Genomic DNA, 19,994 nt, shown 5'->3' with positions numbered 1-19,994 from the left:
CGAGATGAGCGCCCTCCGCATCCTGGTCGTCACCCCGACATACAACGAGGCCGCGAACATCCGCGACGTGACGCGCCGACTGTGCCTCGCGGTACCGCAGGCCGATTTGTTGATCGCTGACGACAACAGCCCCGACGGGACGGGCAGGATCGCCGACGAACTGGCCGCCGCGTATGAACAGGTCCATGTACTGCACCGGAGGGGGAAGGAAGGGCTGGGAGCCGCTTATTTGGCGGGGTTCTCATGGGGGATGGAACGCGGTTACGACGTTCTCGTCGAGATGGACGCCGACGGATCCCATCGTCCGGAAGAGCTGCCTCGGCTGCTCACGGCAATCGCCGAGGGGGCCGACCTGGTACTCGGCTCACGATGGGTACCGGGGGGCCGGGTGGTGAACTGGCCCAGGTCACGTGAGTGGCTCTCGCGAGCAGGCAGCGCCTACGCACGTCTCCTCCTCGGTTTGACGGCACGCGACGTGACCGGCGGGTACCGCGCGTTCCGGGTACACACGCTGAACGGCGTCGGGCTGCACACTGTCCGTTCACAGGGTTACTGCTTCCAGGTGGACCTGTTGCGCCGCACGGCCGCCCGGGGCTTCTCGGTCGCGGAGGTGCCCATCACCTTCGTCGAACGCGAACACGGCGTGAGCAAAATGAGCCGTGCCATCGTCGCGGAGGCATTGTGGCGGGTCACGCTGTGGGGTGCCGCTTCCCAGCTGCGCAAAGCCCAGAGCGCGCGAACGAAGCCCGCACGCACTGGTTGAAACCGCGACCCGTCCGGCCAGGCACCGAGGTACCGAAAGGCGGGGGCAGCCTCGCGGGATCCGGATATCAGGACCGCTCATGCCCCTCAACCGCTTCGCGAGCTGGCCGGAAGGTCAGCGAAGAGCGGCAGCGGTCGCCTGCCGGTCCTTCCAGCAACCGACAGTCGTTCGAAACGCCCCACCGCCTGCGGCGTAGGGCCTCGCCCCGGCCAGGCGCGCGGCATGCCCACGCACGTGCCAGACTGGGGCGAGCCCCTACAGGAACTGTGCGCCTATGTTTTCTCGAGGCGAGAGGGCCGCACCAGTAGCGTCGTCGAAGCCCCGGTTCGCACGGGAGGCCGCGAGGTTCGCGGTGGTCGGCGGCGTCGGAGTGGCGGTCAACCTCCTGGTCTTCAACCTCCTGCGACACACCACCCAACTGCCCGTCGTGCGGGCGAGCGTCATCGCCACCGTGGTGTCGATCGCTTTCAACTACGCCGGCTTCCGTTACTTCGCCTACCGCGAACGCGACAGGAGCCGCGCAGGCCGCCAACTGGCACTGTTCCTGTTGTTCAGTGCCCTCGGCCTGGTGATCGAGAACGGGATCCTCTACCTGGCGGCGAACGCGTTCGGCAGAGACGGCCCATGGGAGAGCAATGTCTTCAAGTTCACCGGGATAGCGGTCGCGACTCTGTTTCGCTTCCTTTCCTACCGGACCTGGGTATTTCGTGTCCTCCCGGAACGCGGCACCGCAACGCACGCTCCACCCCGGAAGACGCCTATCACAGCGGAACGGCAACCCTTCGTGCCAGGCAGCACAACGGGCCATCGACCACGAGGGCGGGCACGGCCCACAGGAGCGACCGCCATGCGATCAGCACGATCACCGGGGTCGGCGGCTCCTGGACGACGCCTCGATCCCTCGTAGCCGGAATCAGGCTCGGGTAGCACGGTCGTGCTGCCCGAGGTGTCACAGGAGAAGATGCGTGTGAAAACCCCTGCGCTCCGCGGCCATGAAGCGACGGAGGCACGGCGCCGGCCCGTCCGACGTGGCGGACGGTCGAATCGGTGACGAGCGGCATGCTTCTGGAGCAATCGGCTCGCCAGTCGTGTGGCATGCCTGCATGATCGTCGTGCGGAAGCCGGCCATGTCAGATGCGGTGGTGCGGCGCGGCGGCAGGACGAGAGTAGGACCCGTGGAATCCACGGACACGGATGGGACGTCCCGACATGCCCATGAAAGAGACCGGCAGTCGGAAGCAGCGTCGTTGGAGCGAGCAAGGATGGTTCAGTCGGCGGGGGTGTCATCGTCGGCGTCGAACAGGGGTACATCGCTGGGGGCGAGGTCGTCGCGGAAGCGGGCGAGTCTCACCGGGTGACGCCATCGCCCTGCGGAATCCCGGGCGATGTCGGCTCGTACCTCGACGACGAGCTCGGGTAGGACAAGCGTGACATCCAGCGTGTCTTTGGTGGCCCAGCCGGCGGAGAAGGCCCGGGGCCGCGACAGGTCCCCCGTACCGGTCGCGACGGCGCGCACATGGTCGGTGCTGGTCATCAGCCGCAGCAGCCGCCCGCCGAACCCTCCTGCACGACGGTCGTGGCGCCGACGCCGATCTGCACCAGCTGCGGTGCGGGAGCACAGCCGCCGCCTTTTTCGGCGGTCGAGTCGTCGAGCAGTCCTGCGCCGCTGCAGACTCCGGTTTCGGGCAGAGCGAGTTCGACGTGGTCGGCGGCTTCCAGGTCCCCGGCGATGGCGGCGACCACGGAGCGGACCTGTTCGTAGCCGGTCATCGCCAGGAACGTGGGGGCGCGGCCGTAGGACTTCATCCCGACCAGGTACACGCCCGCTTCGGGGTGGGACAGTTCGCGGTGGCCGTGGGGGTAGACGGTGCCGCACGAGTGCTGGTTGGGGTCGATCAGAGGCGCGAGAGCGACCGGTGCTTGAAGACGTTCGTCCAGGGCGAGGCGCAGTTCTGTCAGGAAGGACAGGTCCGGGCGCAGGCCGGTGAGGACGATTGCCTCGTCCACCGCGTCCAGGCGCTGCCCGTCGTCGCCGACCAGTACCAGCCGGCCGTCGCTGCCCGGTTCGATCGCGTCGGTGCGGAAGCCGGTGACGGCGTCCGCGTGCCCCTGCTCGACGGCGGCTTTCGCGGCGAGGCCGAGGGCGCCGCGGGCGGGGAGCTGATCGGCGCTGCCGCCGCCGAAGGTGGAGCCGGAGATGCCGCGGCGCAGCACCCACAACGCATGGGTGCCGGCGCCGTCGTCGGCCTGGGCGAGGTCGGCGAGGGCGGCCAGGGTGGTGAAGGCGGAGGCGCCGGAGCCGATGACCGCGGTGTGCTTGCCCGTGTAGCGGGCGCGGACGGCCGGGTCCTTGAGGTCGGGGACGCGGTAGGCGATGCGCTCCGCCGCCGCGTGTTCGCCGAGGGCCGGCAGGCCGTTGCCGCCTGCGGGTGAGGGCAGGGACCAGGTGCCGGAGGCGTCGATGACCTGCCGGGCCAGGATCCGTTCCTCGCGGCCGTCGGGCAGCGCGTAGTGGACGGTCAAGGGCTGGGCGTCGCGCTCGGTGTCCACGATCCGGTCCCGCCCGAGACGGGAGACGCCGGTGACGCGCGCGCCGTAGCGCACGGCGTCGCCGAGGGCGTTGGCCAGCGGCTGGAGGTAGAGCGCGGTCCAGTCCCCGCCGGTGGGGTAGGTCGCCGGGTCGGGCTTGCTCCAGCCGGTGGGGGCGAGGAGCTTCTCCGCTGCCGGGTCGGTCAGCTCCGCCCACGTGGAGAACAGCCGCACGTGCTGCCAGTCGCGCACGGCGTGGGCGGCGGCCGGGCCCTGCTCGAGGACCAGCGGGGACAGGCCGCGCTGGACGAGGCGGGAGGCTGCGGCCAGGCCGGTCGGGCCGGCGCCGATGACGACGACCGGCAGGTCGGTGGGTGCGGACGCATTCACGGCGACTCCTTGCGTGTTTCGACCTTTGTCGATGGCTTGCGCCGTCCAGCATCACACCTGTATTGATAAACGTCAACATAGGCATTCATCGAATCAGCGGTTGCTGATGGAGCACACCGACGTCGCCGTCGTCGGCGGCGGGCAGTCCGGACTCGCCACCGCTCATGCCCTGCTGCGCCGCGGTCTGCGGCCCGTGGTCCTGGAGGCGTCCGATCGGCCGGTCGGGTCTTGGCCGCGCTACTACGACAGCCTCACGCTGTTCTCGCCAGCCCACTACAGCTCCCCGCCCGGCATGCCCTTCCCCGGCCGCGATCCGGACCGCTACGCGCACCGCGACGAGGTCGTCGCCTACCTCAGTGCTTATGCCGAGCGCCTGGACGCGCAGATCCGCACCGGGTGCCGGGTCAGTGCCGTCCGTCGTACCGGCGACGGCTTCACGGTGGAACTGGAGGGCACTCGCCCGTTGTCCGCGCGGGCAGTCGTGGCGGCCTCCGGGTCGTTCGGCCGCCCCTACCGCCCGTTGCTGGCGGGCCTGGAGGACTTCACCGGCCAGGTGCTGCACGGCAGCGCAGCCTGTCGTCGAACTCGCTGCGCGGCGTGGGCCGCGAGGCAGGCCGCATCGCCCGGCAGCTGGCCGCTCACCTCGCGCGGCCCTGACAGCCATCGACGGACTGCTTCGACATGTGTCAACATAGACGTATGTCGAATGCCAAGGTGCTGCCGCTGCTCGAACCCGAGAATCAGGGTGTGGCGCCGTGCTGTCCTCCGCTGACCGAGCGCCCGATGAGTGCCGATGAGGCCGAGAGGGCCGCGCGCATGTTCAAGGCGCTCGGCGACCCGGTGCGTCTGCGGCTGTTCTCCTCCGTCGCCTCCCACGAGGCCGGGGAAGCATGCGTGTGCGACATCTCCGATGTCGGGGTCTCCCAGCCGACCGTCTCGCACCACCTGAAGAAGCTCAAGGACGCGGGGCTGCTGACGTCCGAGCGGCGCGGCACCTGGGTGTACTACCGGGTGGAGCCGTCCGTGCTGGCCGCCATGGGGCAGCTGTTGACGAGCACCTCCGCAGCTGTCGGCGTACGGCTTTAGCTCCCCAGTTGCGTACAGACGAACGTCCCCAGGTGTCAGGCCACTTCGGTCTCTCGCTCGAGGGCCTTGAGGCGGTTCTTCAGCCGGTAGCTGTTGCCGTTGATGGGGACTACTTCGCAGTGGTGGAGGAGGCGGTCGAGGATCGCGGTGGCGAGGACTTCGTCGCCGAAGACCTGGCCCCATTCGCTGAAGGTCTTGTTCGAGGTGAGGATGATCGAGCCCTTCTCGTAGCGCTTGGAGATCACTTGGAAGACCAGGTTCGCCTCGGCTCGCTCCAGCGGCTGGTAGCCGACTTCATCGACCACCAGGACACTCGGCCGCAGGTAGGAGCCGAGTTTGCTGGTCAATCTGCCGGCGGCCTCGGCGGTCTTGAGGTTGCGGACCATGTCGTCGAGGCTGGTGAAGTAGATCGAGTAGCCGGCCCGGCAGGCCGCGACCGCCAGCGCGACGGCGATGTGTGTTTTGCCGACTCCGGGCGGCCCGAGCAGGGCCACGTTCGCCTTGGCCTCGACGAACGACAGGGTCGCGAGGTCCTTGATCTTGCGCGGGTCGAGCTCGGGCTGGAAGGAGAAGTCGTATTCGTCGAGCGTCTTGTGGTGCGGCAGTTTCGAGGTCCTCAGGCCGCTGCGGAAGCGCCGGTCGTCGCGGACGGCGAGTTCCTCGGAAAGCACCAGGTCGAGGAAGTCGAGATAGCCCATCTTCGCCTCATCCGCCCGCCGGGTGTACTCGTTGACGGCTTCGGCCAGGTGGGGCAGGCCGAGCTTGGCGGCCGTGGTGCGGATGCGGTTGCCGGTCAGCTCGCTCAAGACGTGTCCTTGCTCTGGGAACGGGTGGTGAAGGGGCGGGTGCCGGTCAGCTCGTCATAGACCGACAACGGCCGGCGTCCGACCTCGATCCGGCTGGCCGCGGCCCTGTTCAACAGGGCCTGCAGCGGCCCGGATTCCTCACTGCGGGGACGCCCTTGGCGGGGTTGGAGCGGGATGTCGCCGGTGGTCGTCCGGCGCCCCTTGCCGGTGGGGAGGCCGTCCCAGTGCTTCTCCTCGACGACCCGCGCTCCGCGGCCGACCGCCCGCGGGTGCATGGCCAGCAAGGTCTCGCCGCTGGTATCGGGGGCGGTCGAATACAGCATGACCTGCGACTTCGTAGCGCGGATCTCGATCAGCTGGCGGGGTCGGACCTTGCGGGCGGGTACTGAGTAGAGGTTGCCGCCGAAGGCCACCAGGCAGTCCTTGCCGACCGGTCGCAGATGCCTTTCGGCCACCAGATACGGGGTGGGCGGCAACGGTCGTAGAGCCGCGTGATCGCGGGCAGCCCGCTCGCCGATGACTTCCCGGTGCGTCTTGTGGATCTGAGCCCGCCGGTGCGGCACCCACGCGGTGAACGCGGCGTCCATCTCATCGGTGGAGGAGAAGGCCCGCCCGGACAGAACATGATCACGGACGATCAGAACCTGGCGTTCGACCCGGCCTTTTCCGGTGGGCCGGTAGGCAGCCAGCACGTCGATGTCGAAGTCGTAGTGGCCGGCGAATCCGGCCGCCTCCGGATGCAGGGGAACCGCCTCACCAGGAGCGACGTGGCGGCGGACGACGGTCTTGGTGCGGTCGTAGACGATCGTCATCGGCGCCCCGCCGAAGTGCGCGAACGCCCGCCGGTGGCAGTCGAAGAACGTCTGCAGGTCCTGGCTGCTGGTAAAACAGCAGAACGGATCTCGCGAGTACGACAGGACCATGTGGAAGGAGTAGACCTTCGGGATGCCCATATGCGCGAGGATCTTCCCCTCGTCACCCCAGTCGACCTGGGCCTGGGCCCCCGGGATCACCTCGAACCGGCGGTGCATGCCCGCCAGTTCCCGCGGCGTGATCCCCAGTTCCTCGGCGACCCTCGGGCGGGCTTTCTGAACGTAGAGCTTGACCCGCTGATAGTTGCCCGTGAACCCGTACTCCCTGGCCAGCCGCTCGTGGATGACCGCGGCCTTCATCAAGATCTCTGCCCGGAGCATCGAATCGATCAGCGGCGCGAACTCGTCGATCACCCTCGCCAACGACCGCCCGTTCGTCGACCGCCGCGGCGGAGTCGCCGGCCCCGGTGCCGAGAGGTACTTGCGGACCGTCTTGCGGTCCAGCCCGGTCTCCCTGGAAATCTCCGACAGGCTCATCGCCCCGGACTCCAAGAGGCCACGAAAACGCCGCAGTTCCAACCAGCGACGTGGATCCAAAACCATCGCCGACCACCCTTCGCCACCCACACCGACATGCAGCAGAGTGCCGAAAGCGGCCCCTCAACACGTCAAGAACTGGGGACGTTCATCCGTACGCGGGTGGGGACGTTCATGTGTACGCCGACACGAGGGCCGGGTGAACGTCCCCACCCGCCGCTACGACGGTGAGCGGGTGGTCTCAGAGGCGGTGGAACTCGCCGGAGGGATGCACACCACGGACGCCCCCTACCCGCCGGTCTGGCTTTCCCAGCCGCGGTTCGAGCACATCCTGCGCGAGCGCCTGGCCGAGCTCGGCGGAACCATCCGCTGGGGAAGCCAGGTCACCGACCTCCAGCAGGACGACGACGGCGTCACCGCCACCATCGAGACCACGGCCGGGCCCGACGCGGGCGTAAGCGTCGTCCACGCCCGCTACGTCGTCGGTGCCGACGGCGGACGCAGCACCGTCCGCGCACTGGCCGGCATCGCACTGCACGGCACCTCCCTGACCGACCAGCGCTGGCACCTGGGCGACGTACGCGTCACCGGCCTCTCCCGCCACTGCCAGCACCTGTGGACCAGCAAGAAGGACGGCCTACTGTCCCTGTTCCCGCTGCCCGGAACCGACCTGTGGCAGTTCCAGGCCTCCATTCCCGCCGACCGGGCCGAGCCCGAGGAGCCGTCGCTTGAGCTGTTCCGCCGCATCTTCACCGAGCGCGCAGGAGTCCCCGGCGTGGTCATCCAGGACGTCTCATGGCTCTCCCTCTACCGGATCAACGTGGTCCTGGCTGACCACTACCGCTCCGGGCGGATCCTCCTGGCCGGCGACGCGGCGCACATCCACTCCCCAGCCGGCGGCCAGGGCATGAACACCGGCATCCAGGATGCCTACAACCTCGGCTGGAAGTTCGCCGCCCTCCTCGACGGCGCGGACCCGGCCCTGCTCGACACCTACGAGCACGAACGCCGCCCCGTCGCCCGCAACGTCCTGGACGACAGCACAACCCGCCTGGAAAACGTGATGCGCGCGGCAGCCGAGAGCGAAGGCGCCTCCGCCCAGCAGGGGCTCACCGACGACCACACCACCGGCTTGGGCATCTCCTACGCTGACAGCCCGCTCACCCACGGTCCCGGCGCGGGGGTCCGCGCCCCCGACGCACCCTGCCGCGATGCCGAGACCGGCCGCCCCACCCGGCTGTTCGACCTGCTGCGCGGCCCCCACTGGACCCTGCTCTCCTTCGGGGGCACCGTCGTCCAGCAGGCCCCGGGCGGTCCGCGTATCGTCCGGGTGAGCACCGACCTGGCCGCCAACGATGCCGGCGCCGTCATCGACACCGACGACATCGCCCACCACGCCTATGGAGTCACCGGCGACGAACTCGTCCTCATCCGCCCCGACGGCTACATCGCCGCCCGCCGCCCCGCCCACGACCTGCCCGGGGTTCTCGCCCTGGCGGCCACCAACGGCCTGTGACCCGCCGAGCAGGACGCGCGGCGGACAGAACCGAAAGTCAGCGATCCTCCGCGACATCGCCGGATGATCCGGGGCGCCGGACCCACGAAGCTGACCCTTGTCATCAGTGGATGCTGATGCCAGGTGCGAGCAGGCTGGTGAGCTCGGCGATCGCCCCCCGAGGTGGGGCTTGAAGGGGCGGCGGACGTTCTCCGTCCTGTTGTGCCTCGCCTTGGCCATCAGCATCAGCAGGGCTCGCCCCGGCCCCGCCGAGGTGCGTCAAGCCCGGAGTGGCGCCACTCGTGGAGGTCTCCGCCTGCCCCAGGCCCGTGGACCGCGGTGTGCTCGTCCAGCAGCGCGCGAGCCCGGCCGTAGGCGGCCGGGCAAGGCCGGTGTCCGGGCGGCCGACTCACGCGAGCCGGCCGACAGCCTTGCCGGGCCCTGGGCGCCGGGGGGCGACGAACCCGCCCCTGGGCGCGGCGCTTGGGCAGTCACGGCAGGAGGGCCGTGCCGCCTCCCAGCACACGGTCCCCAGCGAGAAGTCCTTGCGCCTGGCCGCTGCGTCGAACCGTGCGCTGGGCCCACCTTGCCTCAACGGACAGCGGCGGCCGGCCACGTCCAGGTGCTCGACGTCGACCTCTATCCTTCTCTCTCGCAGGTTCACCTCCCGGCGAGGGATCAGCCGGTCGATCGCCACTTCGACTGGGCCGAGGTGTCGGAGTCCGGCGCGGTGACCGCTTCGCCCACGCCGGAACCGCCCGCCCGCCGCGCCCACTCCATGCCCGGTTTCCGTAGCGTGCCCGGTAGTGCGGGGGTGAGCTTCGCCTGGCGCAGGTCTTCGAATCCTGTACGCGAGCTTCACCCTGGCCGGGCTCGACCTGGCCGTCGACCGTGATTGGTTCAGTGCGTCCGCGGGGTACCGGCCGGCCGGAGCCTTCGCGAAGGTGGGCACCCGCGCGGGCGTCAGGAGGCGGCTGTCCACGGTCGGCTCGGCCCTGTGTCCCGCCGGCGGCCCATTGACGCGCGCACCTGCTTCCCCAGCAGTTCGTCCACCGTCGTGCACGTTGCCTGCAGCGGGGTGAACTCAAGCAGGATGAAGCCGGCAGACGAGCACGCACCCCGGGCTGCGCCGTGGAGCCTGTCGCGACAGGCACGGTCCGCGACGGGGCTCCCCGTGTCCGACTCGGGCACGATCGGAACCGCTCGGGCGTGGTTGATGCCTCCGGAGTGGACGCTCGGCGCGGCGGCGCGGCGTGAACACTGCGGGTGAGGCGCTGACCTGGCTGAGACAGGCGTCCGACAGCCGACCCGCGGCGGTGGTGGCGGCAGTGCTCGATGCCACCAAGATCCCGCCCACGTGATGTGGGCCCGCGTCCTCGGACATCTCGGAAAACGTCTGACTGGTCCACGCCAGAGCGGGGTTCGTCGTCAGCGGACGATGCCGCAGGTGAGGCGGAGTGGGCCGCGACAGAGGCCGGCGCAGCCATCTGTCGATGGTGGCGGTGGTGTGGTTCGAGCGGTGTGGTTCGAGCGGTGTGGGGGGTCAGGCGGCTTGGAGGAGTTCGGCGCGGCCGAAGAGGATGGCGTAGCCGGAGGGGAGGTGGGTGAGGATGTGGTCGACGGTGGGGCCGGCGAGGTGGGCGACGACGCCCAGGACGGAGCCGACGTCCCAGCGGGTGGTGGCGGGGGTTCCGCCGGTGCGGGTGGCGAGGTCCTTGACGAAGGCCCAGCCTGTGAGGGACTGCGTCTGCGTTCCGGGGTTTTGCGCGGTGAGGATCCGTGCGGCTTCGTGGGGGAGATGGGCCGCGAGGTCGACGCGGTCGTGGTGGGTGAGTTGGCGTCCGAGGGCGGTCAGGACATCAGCCGTGACGGCCTCGGCTCTTTCGCGGGTGGGGTAGGCGCCGTTGTAGCGGACGCGTTCCAGCATCTGCGTGTACGACATGGTCGTTTCGCTCGGGGCCTGCTGAGAGGTGAGCTGCATCGGAGGGTGGGCCTTTCGCGGTGTTCGGCGGGGGACGTGGGGCATGTGCGGCAGCGGCCTGGGCCGGCCCCGGAGCGGTGCGGGGCAGCTTGCCGCGGGGGAGTGGTTGCCCGGCGGGTTGGCGCAACGAGCTGAGTCAAGCGTCGATGTTCGGAGGCGCGGTCGGCATTTTTCTCGTCTCGTGCCGGCGGATCCTGAACGGACCCTTCGCGGTGAACGGGCCGGAGGGCCGCGGCGGATTCGGCGGGCGGGCTCTGTAGTGCCCGCCGGGTCCTGCTCTTGCCTGAGGGCTGCGAACCGCCGTGCCCGAGGGTCATCTTCCCCGGGGGACTGGCGGGAGGGGTGCGGAGGACGGGCCTTGGGACGAGGAGAGGGGCCCGTCCTCCGCTGTGGCTTTGAGGCTGGGTTTCAGCCGCGGATGGCCTTGCGCTGTGAGCCGGGGGTGATGGAGATCTTGCGGGGCTTGGCGCGTTCGGCGATGGGGATGCGCAGGGTGAGGACACCTGCGTCATAGCCGGCGTTGATCTGCTCGGTGTCCAGGCTGTCGGCCAGCATGACCTGGCGTGAGAAGACGCCGAGGGGGCGCTCGGAGAGCTCCCTGTGGACCTCGTCGCTGTTGGCGGCGGGGCGGCGTTCGGCCTTGACGGTGAGCATGTTGCGCTCGACGTCGATGTCGATCGCCTCGGGGTCGACGCCGGGAAGATCGAGGGCGATGACGTACTCGTCGCCTTCGCGGTAGGCGTCCATCGGCATCGCCGAGGGCCGCGACCAGGTGCCGGACGACCCGTTCACCAGAAGCTGCTGGGTGAGCCGGTCCAGCTCACGGAAGGGATCGGTGCGCATCATCAGCATCAGAAAACACCTCCATGTGCGATCGGGCTGTTCTTGCCCGTGCCCTGTTGACTGCTCCTGTTGTAACATGTCATCAAGACGATGACAAGTGATGGTGTCGCCTGTCGGGTGACACAAAGGGAGGTAGCTCATGACCGCGGCCGACCAGGACCCGTCGCCCCCTCCCACCTCCTTCCTGGCCGCCAAGGAGGCTTTGAAGACGATCGAGGACGCCGTCCTCGCCGCCCAGCAGTCGGGGTCCGGCGGGCGGTCGGAACCTGGAGCCGGGGCGGACCAGGTGCTGGCGGCGCTGCTGCTGCTGCGCCAGATGCGCGATCAGCTGGCGGGCTGGGAGTCGGGCCTGATCGAAACCGCCCGCGAGGCCGGTGCGAGCTGGGCCGACCTCGCCGAGCCCCTCGGCGTCGCCAACCGCCAGTCCGCTGAACGCCGCTATCTGCGCCTGCGTCCCGGAGCCCCCGGCAGTACCGGCGAACAGCGTATCCAGGCCACCCGCGACCACCGCGCCGCCGAACGCACCGTCACGACGTGGGCCCGAGGCAACGCCGGCGACCTACGCCGGCTCGCCGGAGCGATCAGCGACCTGACCGATCTCCCGGACGCATTCCGCCGGCCCCTCGTGCGGGCACTCGGCCAGGACGACGTCGCCGTACTCCTTACCCCTCTGGCCGCCACCCGCGAGCATCTCGCCGCGAGTCACCCGGATCTGGCCGCCCGCCTGGATTCCCTCACCCGCCACACCGACGACCTGCGCCAAGCCAGCGGGGACGAACGCCACCCACACCGGTGACACGGCCCGCCGGCTACGGGGCCTTTCCCGCTCTCGCCGCCACATCGAGCACGGCTCATGACCTGTGGACCGGCGCTCGGGTGGGGCGTGATCGGCGTGCGTTCCCGGGCGATCGGTCGCAGCTCACCGAGACGGCGGACGCTGCGAACGCCGGTTGTCCGGACGAAGTCCCGCGTCCTCGTGGTCATGGGCGTGCGCGCGTACGCCAGTGAGGAGGTGATCGCGACGGTTCCCGCGAATCCGCCGCATTCTGGCTGATGTGCTCCATGGCCCGGCGCGGCCCGGCGCGGCCCGGCGCGGCCCGGCGCGGCCCGGCGCGGCCCGGCGCGGCCCGGCGCGGCCCGGCGCGGCCCGGCGCGGCCCGGCGCGGCCCGGCGCGGCCCGGCGCGGCCCGGCGCGGTACGCGCGTCGCCTTTGGTGCGTCGCCGCGATGGCCCTCACGGCATTGGAAGACGCTCACGGGGATCCACCCCACCGCCCGCCATCTGCTGTGAACGGGGTTGGCGCCTTGGCGTTGGCTTTAACGGGGGAGCAGGGCGCTGACGGTCTTGCCGCCGGATGGCCGGTGGGTCACGTTGGTGGAGTGGGCGAGGTCGTTGACCATGCCCCAGCCGAAGCCTCCGCCTGCGCCGTCCAGGTCGGGGGTGCGCATGCGCGGCGCCTGCGAGCTGGGGTCGTCGACGGCGACCTCGATGAGGTCGGGGTGGGCGGTGAGGTGGAGGGTGTAGGTGCCGCCGCCGTGTCGAACTGCGTTGGTGACGAGTTCGGAGACGACCAGGACGACGCTGTCGGCCGCATCGGAGGCGATGGCCGGCTGCTGGAGGGCTTCGAGGAAGCCTCGGGTGCTCTCGCGTGCGTCGGCGACGGTGGCCGGGGAGTGGACGGCCGTGGTGTTGCGGCAGATCGTGTCCATCTGGTCCCCCTGGTCTCTGGTTCGTCAGTGCCTGTCCCTGCGTACCCGCGGTTTGTGCCCTGCCGGGGCAAATCTCAACCCTTGCGGAGCGCGATTGCCTCACTGCTGGGCTAAGGGAAATCTGTGTCGGCTGGAGTAGACATTGGGGGGTGGGCGTGGTTATGGTTTCTCTCGTAGCCGAGATCGAGCGAGGGCCCGGCAGAGATGAACTGGCGGGCAGTTGTGCAGCAGTTGCAGTACGCAGGACGGTGCGGTGGTGGAGTTTCGAAGCCAGGGTTGTCGCAGGACGGCGACGGGACTGACGACCGCACCGGGTGGCCCGCGGTGATCAGGGGCCGCCGCCAGTAGCAGTGCGGTTCAGCAGTACCCAGCAGTACCCAGCAGTGAAGTCACAGAGCAGCACCTTGGTGAAGGCGTCGGCTGCGGGCGCGCGCACCGGGAGGTTCGGCAGTGGGGTTCCAAGCCAGGGCAGATGCACGACGGGCGACGGGGCTGGCTGTCGAAGAGTGGCGCTGTCACAGGTCACCGAGCAGTACGCATCACCAGCAGTATCGGCAGTAGGTACGTGATCGCTGAGGGAAGAACGGAGGAGTTGAGCGCCATCAGGATCGCCCGGGCGGAGTCCCAGAGCCCGGGTACCGCAGGACATCGATAGTGGGGTGGTCTCCGGTCAAGCAACCGCGATCCCCGCATGCCCCGTCCTCTCCCGGACGGTCGTGCGGATACAGAGGGCCGGCGCAGTATGAGGGCCGGCGGATGGTGTAGCAGTTCCTTCGGGGCCCTGGTGCCAATGGCACCAGGGCCCCTCCGCATGTTCCACGAGAGAGGTGCGATGGCAGCAGAGGTCTCCTACGGCCGTCTCGATGACGACGACTATCCCGCCTACACCATGGGCCGGGCCGCGGAAATACTCCACACCACCCCCGCTTTCCTGCGCGCCGTCGGCGCGGCCCGCCTCATCACACCCCTGCCATCCCAGGGCGGGCACCGCCGCTACTCCCGCTACCAACTGCGCATCGCCGCCCGCGCCCGCGAACTCGTCGACGCCGGCACTCCCATCGACGCCGCCTGCCGCATCGTCATCCTCGAAGACCAACTAGCAGAAGCCCAGCGGCTCAACGCCGAACACCACCGCACCGCTCAAGCCCAGGCCCCGTCTACCGCGCTCTGATACGGCTGGGACCTGCGGCCTTGCCTCCGCCACTTTGGTTCCTTGCCGCACACGCACGATGGCCGGAGGCCTGAGCGCGGCCGCGTCCCGGGTGAGCCTCGACCGCTGCGCGCAGGACGCTTCAGCGGCTGGCACCCGGCGCCCGCAAGCCTGGTGGCCCGGGGTCGATGACCTCGCGAAAGAGGCAGGTTTACTCGGCCGTGTGGGGGATAGCGGGGGTAGCGCCGATCAGCGTTTGAGGAGGTTCACCGTATGTCTGCCGGCTCCGCTCTTCCCGCCCCCGATCCCGCCCCCACGTCCGTCTCCGTGTTGACGATGGGTGAACTGCCGTGGGTGGAGGACCCCCAGGCGGTCGCCCCGTCCGACGCGCGTGCGCTGTCGAAGGTGTTCTTCGACCGGTTGCAGAGCGTGGAGGAGGGGACGCGTGAGTACGCGTACGCGCGCAACACCCTCGTCGAGATGAACATGACCCTGGTCCACTATGCCGCCAAGCGTTTCCACCGCAGGGACCAGATGGAGGACGTGGTCCAGGTCGGCATGATCGGCCTGATCAAGGCCATTGACCGCTTCGATCTCTCCCGCGAGACAGAGTTCACCACCTTCGCGATCCCCTACATCGTCGGGGAGATCAAGCGGTTCTTCCGGGACACCAGTTGGGACGTGCACGTCCCGCGGCGTCTGCAGGAGCTGCGGGTGGAGTTGGCCAAGGCCCGTGACGTCCTGCACGCGCGCCTGGATCGCGATCCGTCGGTCGCCGAGCTGGCCGCGTACGTGAAGCGGCCGCAGGAGGAGGTGGCCGAGGGCATCATCGCCGCCAACGCCTACAGCAGCGAATCCCTCGACATGCCCTACGACAGCGGCGACGGGGCCCGGGGCCGCAACGTCAGCCTTTCCGAGTTCACCGGCGCCCTCGATCCGGGTATGGAACTCGTGGAGGACCTCACGTCCCTCGCCCCGCTCATCGCCAAGCTCGGTGAACGCGATCGTCGGATCCTGCACATGCGCTTCGTCGAGGAGATGACCCAGTCCCAGATCGGTGAGGAGCTCGGCGTCTCGCAGATGCACGTCTCCCGACTCCTCGCTCGCGCGATCAAGACGCTGCGCGCGGGCCTGCTCACCTGTCAGTGAGTACTCCCTTCGTTACCGTGGAGGGCCGGTCGCCTGCCCGGTTGTCCGGGTCAGCGCGGGTACCGAGTGTTCGCTGTGAGAGTGGCAGGGCCTGCGGAGGTCGGGTCACGCAGGGGTGGGGCCCGCCGAGTCCAGCGGGCCCCACCCCTGCGTGTGACGCTGAGCTGTGGCGGACGCACGCGGATGAGCCAGCAGTTCTGGGGAGAGGTGGGCAAACGGACCCGGTGGAGCACGAGTCGGCGTCCGTCGAGCCTGTGGTGGACATCCCCGATGGCCGTCCTGCCGGAGACCGGGATGAAGGGCGGGTCAACGAGGTTGACAGGGCGCCGGGGCCCGAGGCGCCCCCACCGGTTTACTTTCGCGGGCCCGTCAATATGGCCGACGCCCGTGTTCCGGTCACCCCGCCAATAGCGGCGGGGTCGGTCTGCCGACGTACCGGGATGGGCGTTTGCCCCCCGGGCGACCAATTCCTGAACAGAGCTTCGGGCCTTGTTGGAAATGCGATTAACTGCCTTTCCGGCAAGGCCCGGATACGCGAGGGCGTCCGCCGCGTTGGAGGAGCGGTTCCCTATCGCTGCTACGAGGGCCGTCCCGGCCACTTCTGCGACTACCCGACACCGTGCCTCCCACCCGTTGCGTGAGGGGAAACAGACAAATGGTGAGGGCGGCCCACCGGATCCGGTGGGCCGCCCTCACCACTGCGCATGGACGCTTCTACCAGCGGTACCAGCGGCTTCGCTTGCCACCGCTGTGCGCGGCCGGGCGGATCAGGAAGCCCAGCGCCCACACGACGAGGACGATGATCGCGATCCACCACAGCAAGTGCAGAGCGAAACCCGCACCGGCGAGAATGAGTGCGAGAAGAAGAACGAGCAGAATGGGAACCATAGTTATTACCTCCGGAACGCCGTGTGCCCCCGCTGGGCGGCGCCATGTGCGGGAAAATCGCTCTCTCTTATCTGATGCGTACGTACCGCTGACCGCTGACCGCACAGGCCAGGCGCACAGGCCAGGCGCACCGGCGACCGCGGAGGCGCTCCTGACGCGTTTCCGCCGGGGCGATCTCGTCGCAGGCGAGCGGTGCGGGGGCATCGAATGCGGGACGACGGTCGCGTTCTCCTGCGCGGGCGACGGCGAGGTAGGCGTGGCGCGAGCAGGTCGAGTGACCCAAGGGACCATCGCGAGGTGTCGGCTTCATGTCAGTGAGCTTGTGGCAGCGACGGTTGACCTGGAGAGGCAGTTCTACGGTCGGTCGCCCCTGTCCGCCCGGCTGCCGAGGGCTTGGTGCTGTGCGCCTTGACCGCTGGCATGGAGCTGTACATCCCCAAGGTGGGTTCACCGCCATGTAGGTGGTACTTCGCAAAGGAAGACTGTCGGCGAGGGCGCCCAGCACGGACCCGGCCACGGTGACGGCCAGCACGGCGAGCAGGACCTGCCGCCTGCCGTGCCGGCCGCCCAGCCTGCTGAGCAGCGGCGTGCCGACGGCGCCGGGCAACAGTGTCGCCGTGGCGAGCCGGCTGATGTCGGTGGCCGAGGCGTTCAGGTCCTGCTGGAGGTGCCGAGGCAGGCACCGTCAGCGTCTGCACCATCGAGACCATCGTCGCGCCCGGCCCGAGGGCGAGGGCGAGGCCCCGCCCGCCGCGCGGCGGGCGGCTTGCCACCCTGACCGCGGCACGCCTGGCAGCGGGTCTGCTGCCGGGGATGGACGGGATGCGGTGGGCGGGGCATGGGGTGTCCGACCCGCGGTTCGGCGTTGTCATGAGTGGGTGTTCCCATGTTCGCGAGTGGTGTGCCGGCCGGGTGGATGGCTCAGCTGAGGGTCTTGAGGAGAGCGGCTGCCAGGGATGCCGAGGACTGGGGGTTCTGCCCGGTGTGCAGGGTGCGGTCGATGACCACGTGCGGCGCCCAGGGCTCACCTGCGGAGTACTCGGCGCCCAGGGCGACGAGACGGTCCTCCAGCAACCACGGCAGGCCGTCGGCCAGACCTGTGAGCTTCTCCTCGGCGGAACTGAAGCCGGTGAGCCGGTATCCGGCGAACGGCCAGGTGCCGTCCGCCTGCCGCGTCGCGAGCAAGGCGGCCACCCCGTGGCACACCACGGCCAGCGGTGTGCCCCCGTCCAGGACGGTACGCAGGAGCCGGGCGGAGTCGGCGTCCCGCGAGAGGTCCTGCATCGGTCCGTGCCCGCCCACGTAGAAGACAGCGTCGTAGTCGTCGGGATCGACGTCTGCCAGGAGGAGCGGGTGGCTCAGCCCGGCGACGCCGTTCAGCGCGGCAGCGGCCGCGGCGGCACCCTCGGGGCCGCCGTTGACCTCCGGCCGCAGGCTCGCGGGGTCGACGCTGGGCTCGATGCCGCCCGGCGTGGCGATCGACACCCGATGGCCGGCCTCCGTGAAGGCGCGGTGGGGCACCGTGAACTCCTCGGCCCAGTAACCGGTGCGGTGCTTGCTGCCGTCAGCCATCTCGAGGTGGTCGGCGCCGGTCATCACCATGAGTATCTCTGCCATGCCGTGTGTGCTCCCTGAACGTCCCGGGTTTACCGGGATGGAGCCGCCGGTGGACCGGCGGCCTGACATGGACGACACTAGGCCGCACACTCATCGGCAAACCAATAGGAAGCCCGACATGAACCATCAGAATTCCGATGTATCGCGAGGTGTGCCCGGAACTCGCCCGTCCGATGGCGGGTCGCTGGACCTCGGCCTGCTGCGGACCTTCCTGGCCGTCCACCGGGCCCGCTCGCTCACCGGCGCGGCACGGGCCCTGGGCATTTCTCAACCCACTGTGAGCGCGCAGGTACAGGCCCTGGAGCAGCAGTTGGGCCGCCAGCTCTTCGAGCGTCTGCCGCGCGGCGTGGCCTCCACCACGGTGGCCGACGCCCTGGCCGGCGAGATCGCCGCGCCGCTCGACGCGCTCGCGGCCGTCGCGGACCGTGGACGCTCCGACGCGGAGGCCCTTGCCGAACCGGTCCATCTGGGCGGCCCCGCCGAGATGCTCTCGGTGCTGGCGTTGCCCGCCCTCGCGCCGTTGACACAACACGGTGTCCTGCTGCGCGTCACCGCCGGACTCGCTGACGAACTGCTCGACGGCCTGCACGCCGGCCGCTTCGACCTGGTCCTGTCGGCCGTGCGGCCCAGGGGCCGCTCCCTGAGCGCCGTTCCGCTCATGGACGAGGAGTTCGTCCTCGTCGCCGCACCGGCATGGGCGGAGCGGATCGGGCCGCTCAACTGCAAGGATCCGGGGCCACTCCAGGGTGTACCGCTCGTCGCCTACGGCGAGGACCTGCCGATCCTGCGCCGTTACTGGCGCCACGTCTTCCGTACGCGCCTGTCCGCACGGCCCGCCGTCGTCGTCCCGGACCTGCGCGGTGTCCGGGCCTGCGTCGTCGCGGGCGCGGGCATCACCGTCCTGCCCCGTTACCTGTGCAAGGACGAACTCGCCTCCGGCACGCTGCTGGCCCTGCTCTCCCCGCAAGACCCACCCATCAACACCGGTTTCCTGGTCGAGCGTGCCGGTGCCCTCCCCCGTCCCGCGCTTGTCGCCGTGCGGACGCACCTCGTGCGGGCAGCCCGCTCCTGGTAACAGCCCGCGGGTTCACGCACGCACTCGTCGCACAGCGGCAGAAGACACCTCCGCGCTTACTGACCGCCGTGCGCGCACCGGCCCTGTGGGTCCGACCTTAAGGCCCGAGCCCTGGCCGTTCTGCACCCTCGCTCAGCCCGCGGACGAACATGACATCGGCGACAACCTTCCCTTGCCACGGCTGGGCCGTCACCGAGAGCTCTCGCCGGTAGGGAGCAGGCTGGTTGAGCTCAGTCATGGCCTCCGCCAGGGTCGGAAGCAATGTCGTTGTCGACGCACACGCCAGTAACGCGGGACCCGCCACGTGATGTGCGGATCTTCCGTCATTACGGCACGGCACGGCACGGCTCTGCCCAGCGGCGTAAGGCGATCACCGAAGCCGAGCCGGACCGGGCCCCGCGAACAGAACCACTCAGCCTGGCACAGGCAGGCGGCTGTGCAGTGGTGAAGGCCCGGCCGTCTCGGAACGCCTGACGGCGGGCGTGTCTCGTCGTCGAGGCGGGGGAGCGGTTGCTTCCGGGCTGGGTGGTTACCAGTCGAGTGGGAGCGGTACGAAGGGAGCGTCTTCCGGTGCGGCTTTGCGGGCCGCCAAGGCGGTCCTGGCGGGCTCGCCCGCCCGGAGGCGCAGCCGGGGGGAAGGGTAGTTCGAGTGTGTCGGCGAGTGGGGTGGCCGCGTCTTCGCCTCCAGGGCCCACTTGCTGGCGGCGTATCGATCGCGGCAGGCTGCGCGGCCCACGCCGGCTGAGGGCGGCCAGGCGGCGGCAGATCGACAGTCGCTGCCGACAGGCCACCCAGACGCCTCCGCGGCGTCCTCTCATGCCCCTGCTGGACACAATTTCGCCATATCCGTGGCTTATGCGGCCGGCCGCGCCACCAGCCCCGGCGACTGTTCGCGGACCGCGGCTACGACACGTACCGCCGCCTCATTCGGACGGCGGGTTGCACCGAAGATCGCGCGCCGCGGAGCCCCGCACGCTCCGGCCTGCGCAAGACCCGCTGAGTGGTCGAGCGCACGTTGGCCTGGCTCCACCGGTTCAAACGACTCCGCATCCGCTACGGAATACGCGCCGAACTCCACCTCGCACTCCTCCAACTCGCCTGCAGCATCATCTGCTTGAGACGACCCCGAACCTCATTCTGAAACGATCAGTGAGAGCCGGGAGC

General features: G+C 69.7%; 18 protein-coding genes and 2 pseudogenes. 10 read left to right on the top strand and 10 right to left on the bottom strand.

Annotated elements, in window-relative coordinates:
- Positions 1-4: 4 nt before the first annotated feature.
- Both OG310_RS00590 and OG310_RS00585 read left to right on the top strand, forming a co-directional pair.
- Entirely contained in the window at positions 5-763 is a 759-nt protein-coding gene (locus OG310_RS00590; RefSeq protein WP_329453880.1) for a polyprenol monophosphomannose synthase, read from the top strand.
- Positions 764-1,037: 274 nt separating this feature from the next.
- Positions 1,038-1,670, top strand: coding sequence for a GtrA family protein (locus OG310_RS00585; protein WP_329453879.1), 633 nt, complete (start codon positions 1,038-1,040; stop codon positions 1,668-1,670).
- Positions 1,671-2,030: 360 nt separating this feature from the next.
- Here the strand turns inward: OG310_RS00585 and OG310_RS00580 are convergent, their stop codons facing one another.
- Both OG310_RS00580 and OG310_RS00575 read right to left on the bottom strand, forming a co-directional pair.
- A complete protein-coding gene (locus OG310_RS00580; RefSeq protein WP_329453878.1) occupies positions 2,031-2,297 on the bottom strand; it encodes a hypothetical protein in 267 nt (88 codons plus the stop codon).
- Positions 2,297-3,682, bottom strand: coding sequence for an NAD(P)-binding domain-containing protein (locus tag OG310_RS00575; protein ID WP_329453877.1), 1,386 nt, complete (start codon positions 3,680-3,682; stop codon positions 2,297-2,299). The genes OG310_RS00580 and OG310_RS00575 overlap by 1 nt, the downstream gene beginning before the upstream one ends.
- A gap of 106 nt (positions 3,683-3,788) precedes the next feature.
- On the opposite strand from OG310_RS00575, the pseudogene OG310_RS00570 reads away from it, so the two are divergent.
- Together OG310_RS00570 and OG310_RS00565 are read left to right on the top strand one after the other, a co-directional pair.
- Positions 3,789-4,250, top strand: a pseudogene (locus tag OG310_RS00570) (flavin-containing monooxygenase); the annotation flags it as partial.
- Between the two features lie 131 nt (positions 4,251-4,381).
- Complete coding sequence (locus OG310_RS00565) at positions 4,382-4,768, top strand: ArsR/SmtB family transcription factor (protein WP_329453875.1); 387 nt, start codon at positions 4,382-4,384, stop codon at positions 4,766-4,768.
- Between the two features lie 35 nt (positions 4,769-4,803).
- On the opposite strand, the gene istB is transcribed toward OG310_RS00565, so the two are convergent.
- Both istB and istA read right to left on the bottom strand, forming a co-directional pair.
- Positions 4,804-5,574, bottom strand: coding sequence for an IS21-like element helper ATPase IstB (istB, locus tag OG310_RS00560; RefSeq protein ID WP_329453874.1), 771 nt, complete (start codon positions 5,572-5,574; stop codon positions 4,804-4,806).
- Positions 5,571-6,923 carry an IS21 family transposase gene (gene istA / locus OG310_RS00555; protein WP_443078513.1) on the bottom strand — a complete coding sequence of 451 codons (1,353 nt, stop codon included), beginning with the start codon at positions 6,921-6,923 and terminating at the stop codon, positions 5,571-5,573. Before istA ends, istB begins: the two co-directional genes overlap by 4 nt.
- A 199-nt stretch (positions 6,924-7,122) precedes the next feature.
- Here istA and OG310_RS00550 point away from each other — a divergent pair, with 199 nt between their 5' ends.
- Complete coding sequence (locus tag OG310_RS00550) at positions 7,123-8,439, top strand: FAD-dependent monooxygenase (RefSeq protein ID WP_329453872.1); 1,317 nt, start codon at positions 7,123-7,125, stop codon at positions 8,437-8,439.
- A gap of 1,522 nt (positions 8,440-9,961) precedes the next feature.
- Here the strand turns inward: OG310_RS00550 and OG310_RS00545 are convergent.
- Positions 9,962-10,399: a DUF2267 domain-containing protein gene (locus OG310_RS00545; protein WP_329453871.1), complete on the bottom strand. Its 438-nt coding sequence runs from the start codon at positions 10,397-10,399 to the stop codon at positions 9,962-9,964.
- A 408-nt stretch (positions 10,400-10,807) separates the two neighbouring features.
- Positions 10,808-11,248, bottom strand: coding sequence for an Hsp20/alpha crystallin family protein (locus OG310_RS00540; RefSeq protein ID WP_329459973.1), 441 nt, complete (start codon positions 11,246-11,248; stop codon positions 10,808-10,810).
- Between the two features lie 133 nt (positions 11,249-11,381).
- Here OG310_RS00540 and OG310_RS00535 point away from each other — a divergent pair, with 133 nt between their 5' ends.
- The gene (locus OG310_RS00535; RefSeq protein ID WP_329453870.1) at positions 11,382-12,038 is read left to right on the top strand and encodes a type III effector protein; all 657 of its coding nucleotides are present in this window, start codon (positions 11,382-11,384) and stop codon (positions 12,036-12,038) included.
- 520 nt (positions 12,039-12,558) lie between these two features.
- Here OG310_RS00535 and OG310_RS00530 read toward each other — a convergent pair.
- Positions 12,559-12,951, bottom strand: a complete 393-nt coding sequence (locus tag OG310_RS00530) for an ATP-binding protein (protein WP_329453869.1) — start codon at positions 12,949-12,951, stop codon at positions 12,559-12,561.
- An 832-nt stretch (positions 12,952-13,783) separates the two neighbouring features.
- Here OG310_RS00530 and OG310_RS00525 point away from each other — a divergent pair.
- Both OG310_RS00525 and OG310_RS00520 read left to right on the top strand, forming a co-directional pair.
- Positions 13,784-14,122, top strand: coding sequence for a MerR family transcriptional regulator (locus OG310_RS00525; RefSeq protein WP_329453868.1), 339 nt, complete (start codon positions 13,784-13,786; stop codon positions 14,120-14,122).
- Between the two features lie 252 nt (positions 14,123-14,374).
- Positions 14,375-15,250, top strand: a complete 876-nt coding sequence (locus tag OG310_RS00520; protein WP_443078512.1) for a SigB/SigF/SigG family RNA polymerase sigma factor — start codon at positions 14,375-14,377, stop codon at positions 15,248-15,250.
- A gap of 714 nt (positions 15,251-15,964) precedes the next feature.
- Here the strand turns inward: OG310_RS00520 and OG310_RS00515 are convergent.
- The 3 genes from OG310_RS00515 to OG310_RS00510 all read right to left on the bottom strand — a co-directional run bounded on the left by OG310_RS00515 (position 15,965) and on the right by OG310_RS00510 (position 17,755).
- The gene (locus OG310_RS00515) at positions 15,965-16,138 is read right to left on the bottom strand and encodes a hydrophobic protein (RefSeq protein WP_329453867.1); all 174 of its coding nucleotides are present in this window, start codon (positions 16,136-16,138) and stop codon (positions 15,965-15,967) included.
- Between the two features lie 67 nt (positions 16,139-16,205).
- On the bottom strand, positions 16,206-16,817 hold the full coding sequence (locus tag OG310_RS38420; RefSeq protein WP_443078811.1) for an MFS transporter: 612 nt from the start codon (positions 16,815-16,817) through the stop codon (positions 16,206-16,208).
- Positions 16,818-17,059: 242 nt separating this feature from the next.
- Positions 17,060-17,755 (bottom strand): type 1 glutamine amidotransferase domain-containing protein, encoded by a 696-nt coding sequence (locus OG310_RS00510; RefSeq protein ID WP_329453866.1) that lies wholly within the window; start codon positions 17,753-17,755, stop codon positions 17,060-17,062.
- 118 nt (positions 17,756-17,873) lie between these two features.
- On the opposite strand from OG310_RS00510, the gene OG310_RS00505 reads away from it, so the two are divergent.
- Positions 17,874-18,830 carry a LysR family transcriptional regulator gene (locus OG310_RS00505; RefSeq protein WP_329453865.1) on the top strand — a complete coding sequence of 319 codons (957 nt, stop codon included), beginning with the start codon at positions 17,874-17,876 and terminating at the stop codon, positions 18,828-18,830.
- Positions 18,831-19,643: 813 nt separating this feature from the next.
- Positions 19,644-19,971 (top strand): annotated as a pseudogene (locus tag OG310_RS00500) (IS5/IS1182 family transposase); the annotation flags it as partial.
- Positions 19,972-19,994: the final 23 nt, after the last annotated feature.

The sequence above is a fragment of the Streptomyces sp. NBC_01497 genome, assembly GCF_036250695.1.
GTDB lineage: Bacteria > Actinomycetota > Actinomycetes > Streptomycetales > Streptomycetaceae > Streptomyces.
This window is presented reverse-complemented; position numbering and strand designations above follow the sequence as displayed.

Bases quoted from the DNA above. Each gene is read 5' to 3' on its own strand.
- OG310_RS00510 (WP_329453866.1), bottom strand. From the start codon at position 17,755: ATGGCAGAGATACTCATGGTGATGACCGGCGCCGACCACCTCGAGATG.
- OG310_RS00525 (WP_329453868.1), top strand. From the start codon at position 13,784: ATGGCAGCAGAGGTCTCCTACGGCCGTCTCGATGACGACGACTATCCC.
- istA (WP_443078513.1), bottom strand. From the start codon at position 6,923: ATGAGCCTGTCGGAGATTTCCAGGGAGACCGGGCTGGACCGCAAGACG.
- OG310_RS00565 (WP_329453875.1), top strand. From the start codon at position 4,382: ATGTCGAATGCCAAGGTGCTGCCGCTGCTCGAACCCGAGAATCAGGGT.
- OG310_RS00535 (WP_329453870.1), top strand. From the start codon at position 11,382: ATGACCGCGGCCGACCAGGACCCGTCGCCCCCTCCCACCTCCTTCCTG.
- OG310_RS00520 (WP_443078512.1), top strand. From the start codon at position 14,375: ATGTCTGCCGGCTCCGCTCTTCCCGCCCCCGATCCCGCCCCCACGTCC.
- OG310_RS00515 (WP_329453867.1), bottom strand. From the start codon at position 16,138: ATGGTTCCCATTCTGCTCGTTCTTCTTCTCGCACTCATTCTCGCCGGT.
- OG310_RS00585 (WP_329453879.1), top strand. From the start codon at position 1,038: ATGTTTTCTCGAGGCGAGAGGGCCGCACCAGTAGCGTCGTCGAAGCCC.
- OG310_RS00590 (WP_329453880.1), top strand. From the start codon at position 5: ATGAGCGCCCTCCGCATCCTGGTCGTCACCCCGACATACAACGAGGCC.
- OG310_RS00505 (WP_329453865.1), top strand. From the start codon at position 17,874: ATGAACCATCAGAATTCCGATGTATCGCGAGGTGTGCCCGGAACTCGC.
- OG310_RS00580 (WP_329453878.1), bottom strand. From the start codon at position 2,297: ATGACCAGCACCGACCATGTGCGCGCCGTCGCGACCGGTACGGGGGAC.
- OG310_RS00530 (WP_329453869.1), bottom strand. From the start codon at position 12,951: ATGGACACGATCTGCCGCAACACCACGGCCGTCCACTCCCCGGCCACC.
- OG310_RS00545 (WP_329453871.1), bottom strand. From the start codon at position 10,399: ATGCAGCTCACCTCTCAGCAGGCCCCGAGCGAAACGACCATGTCGTAC.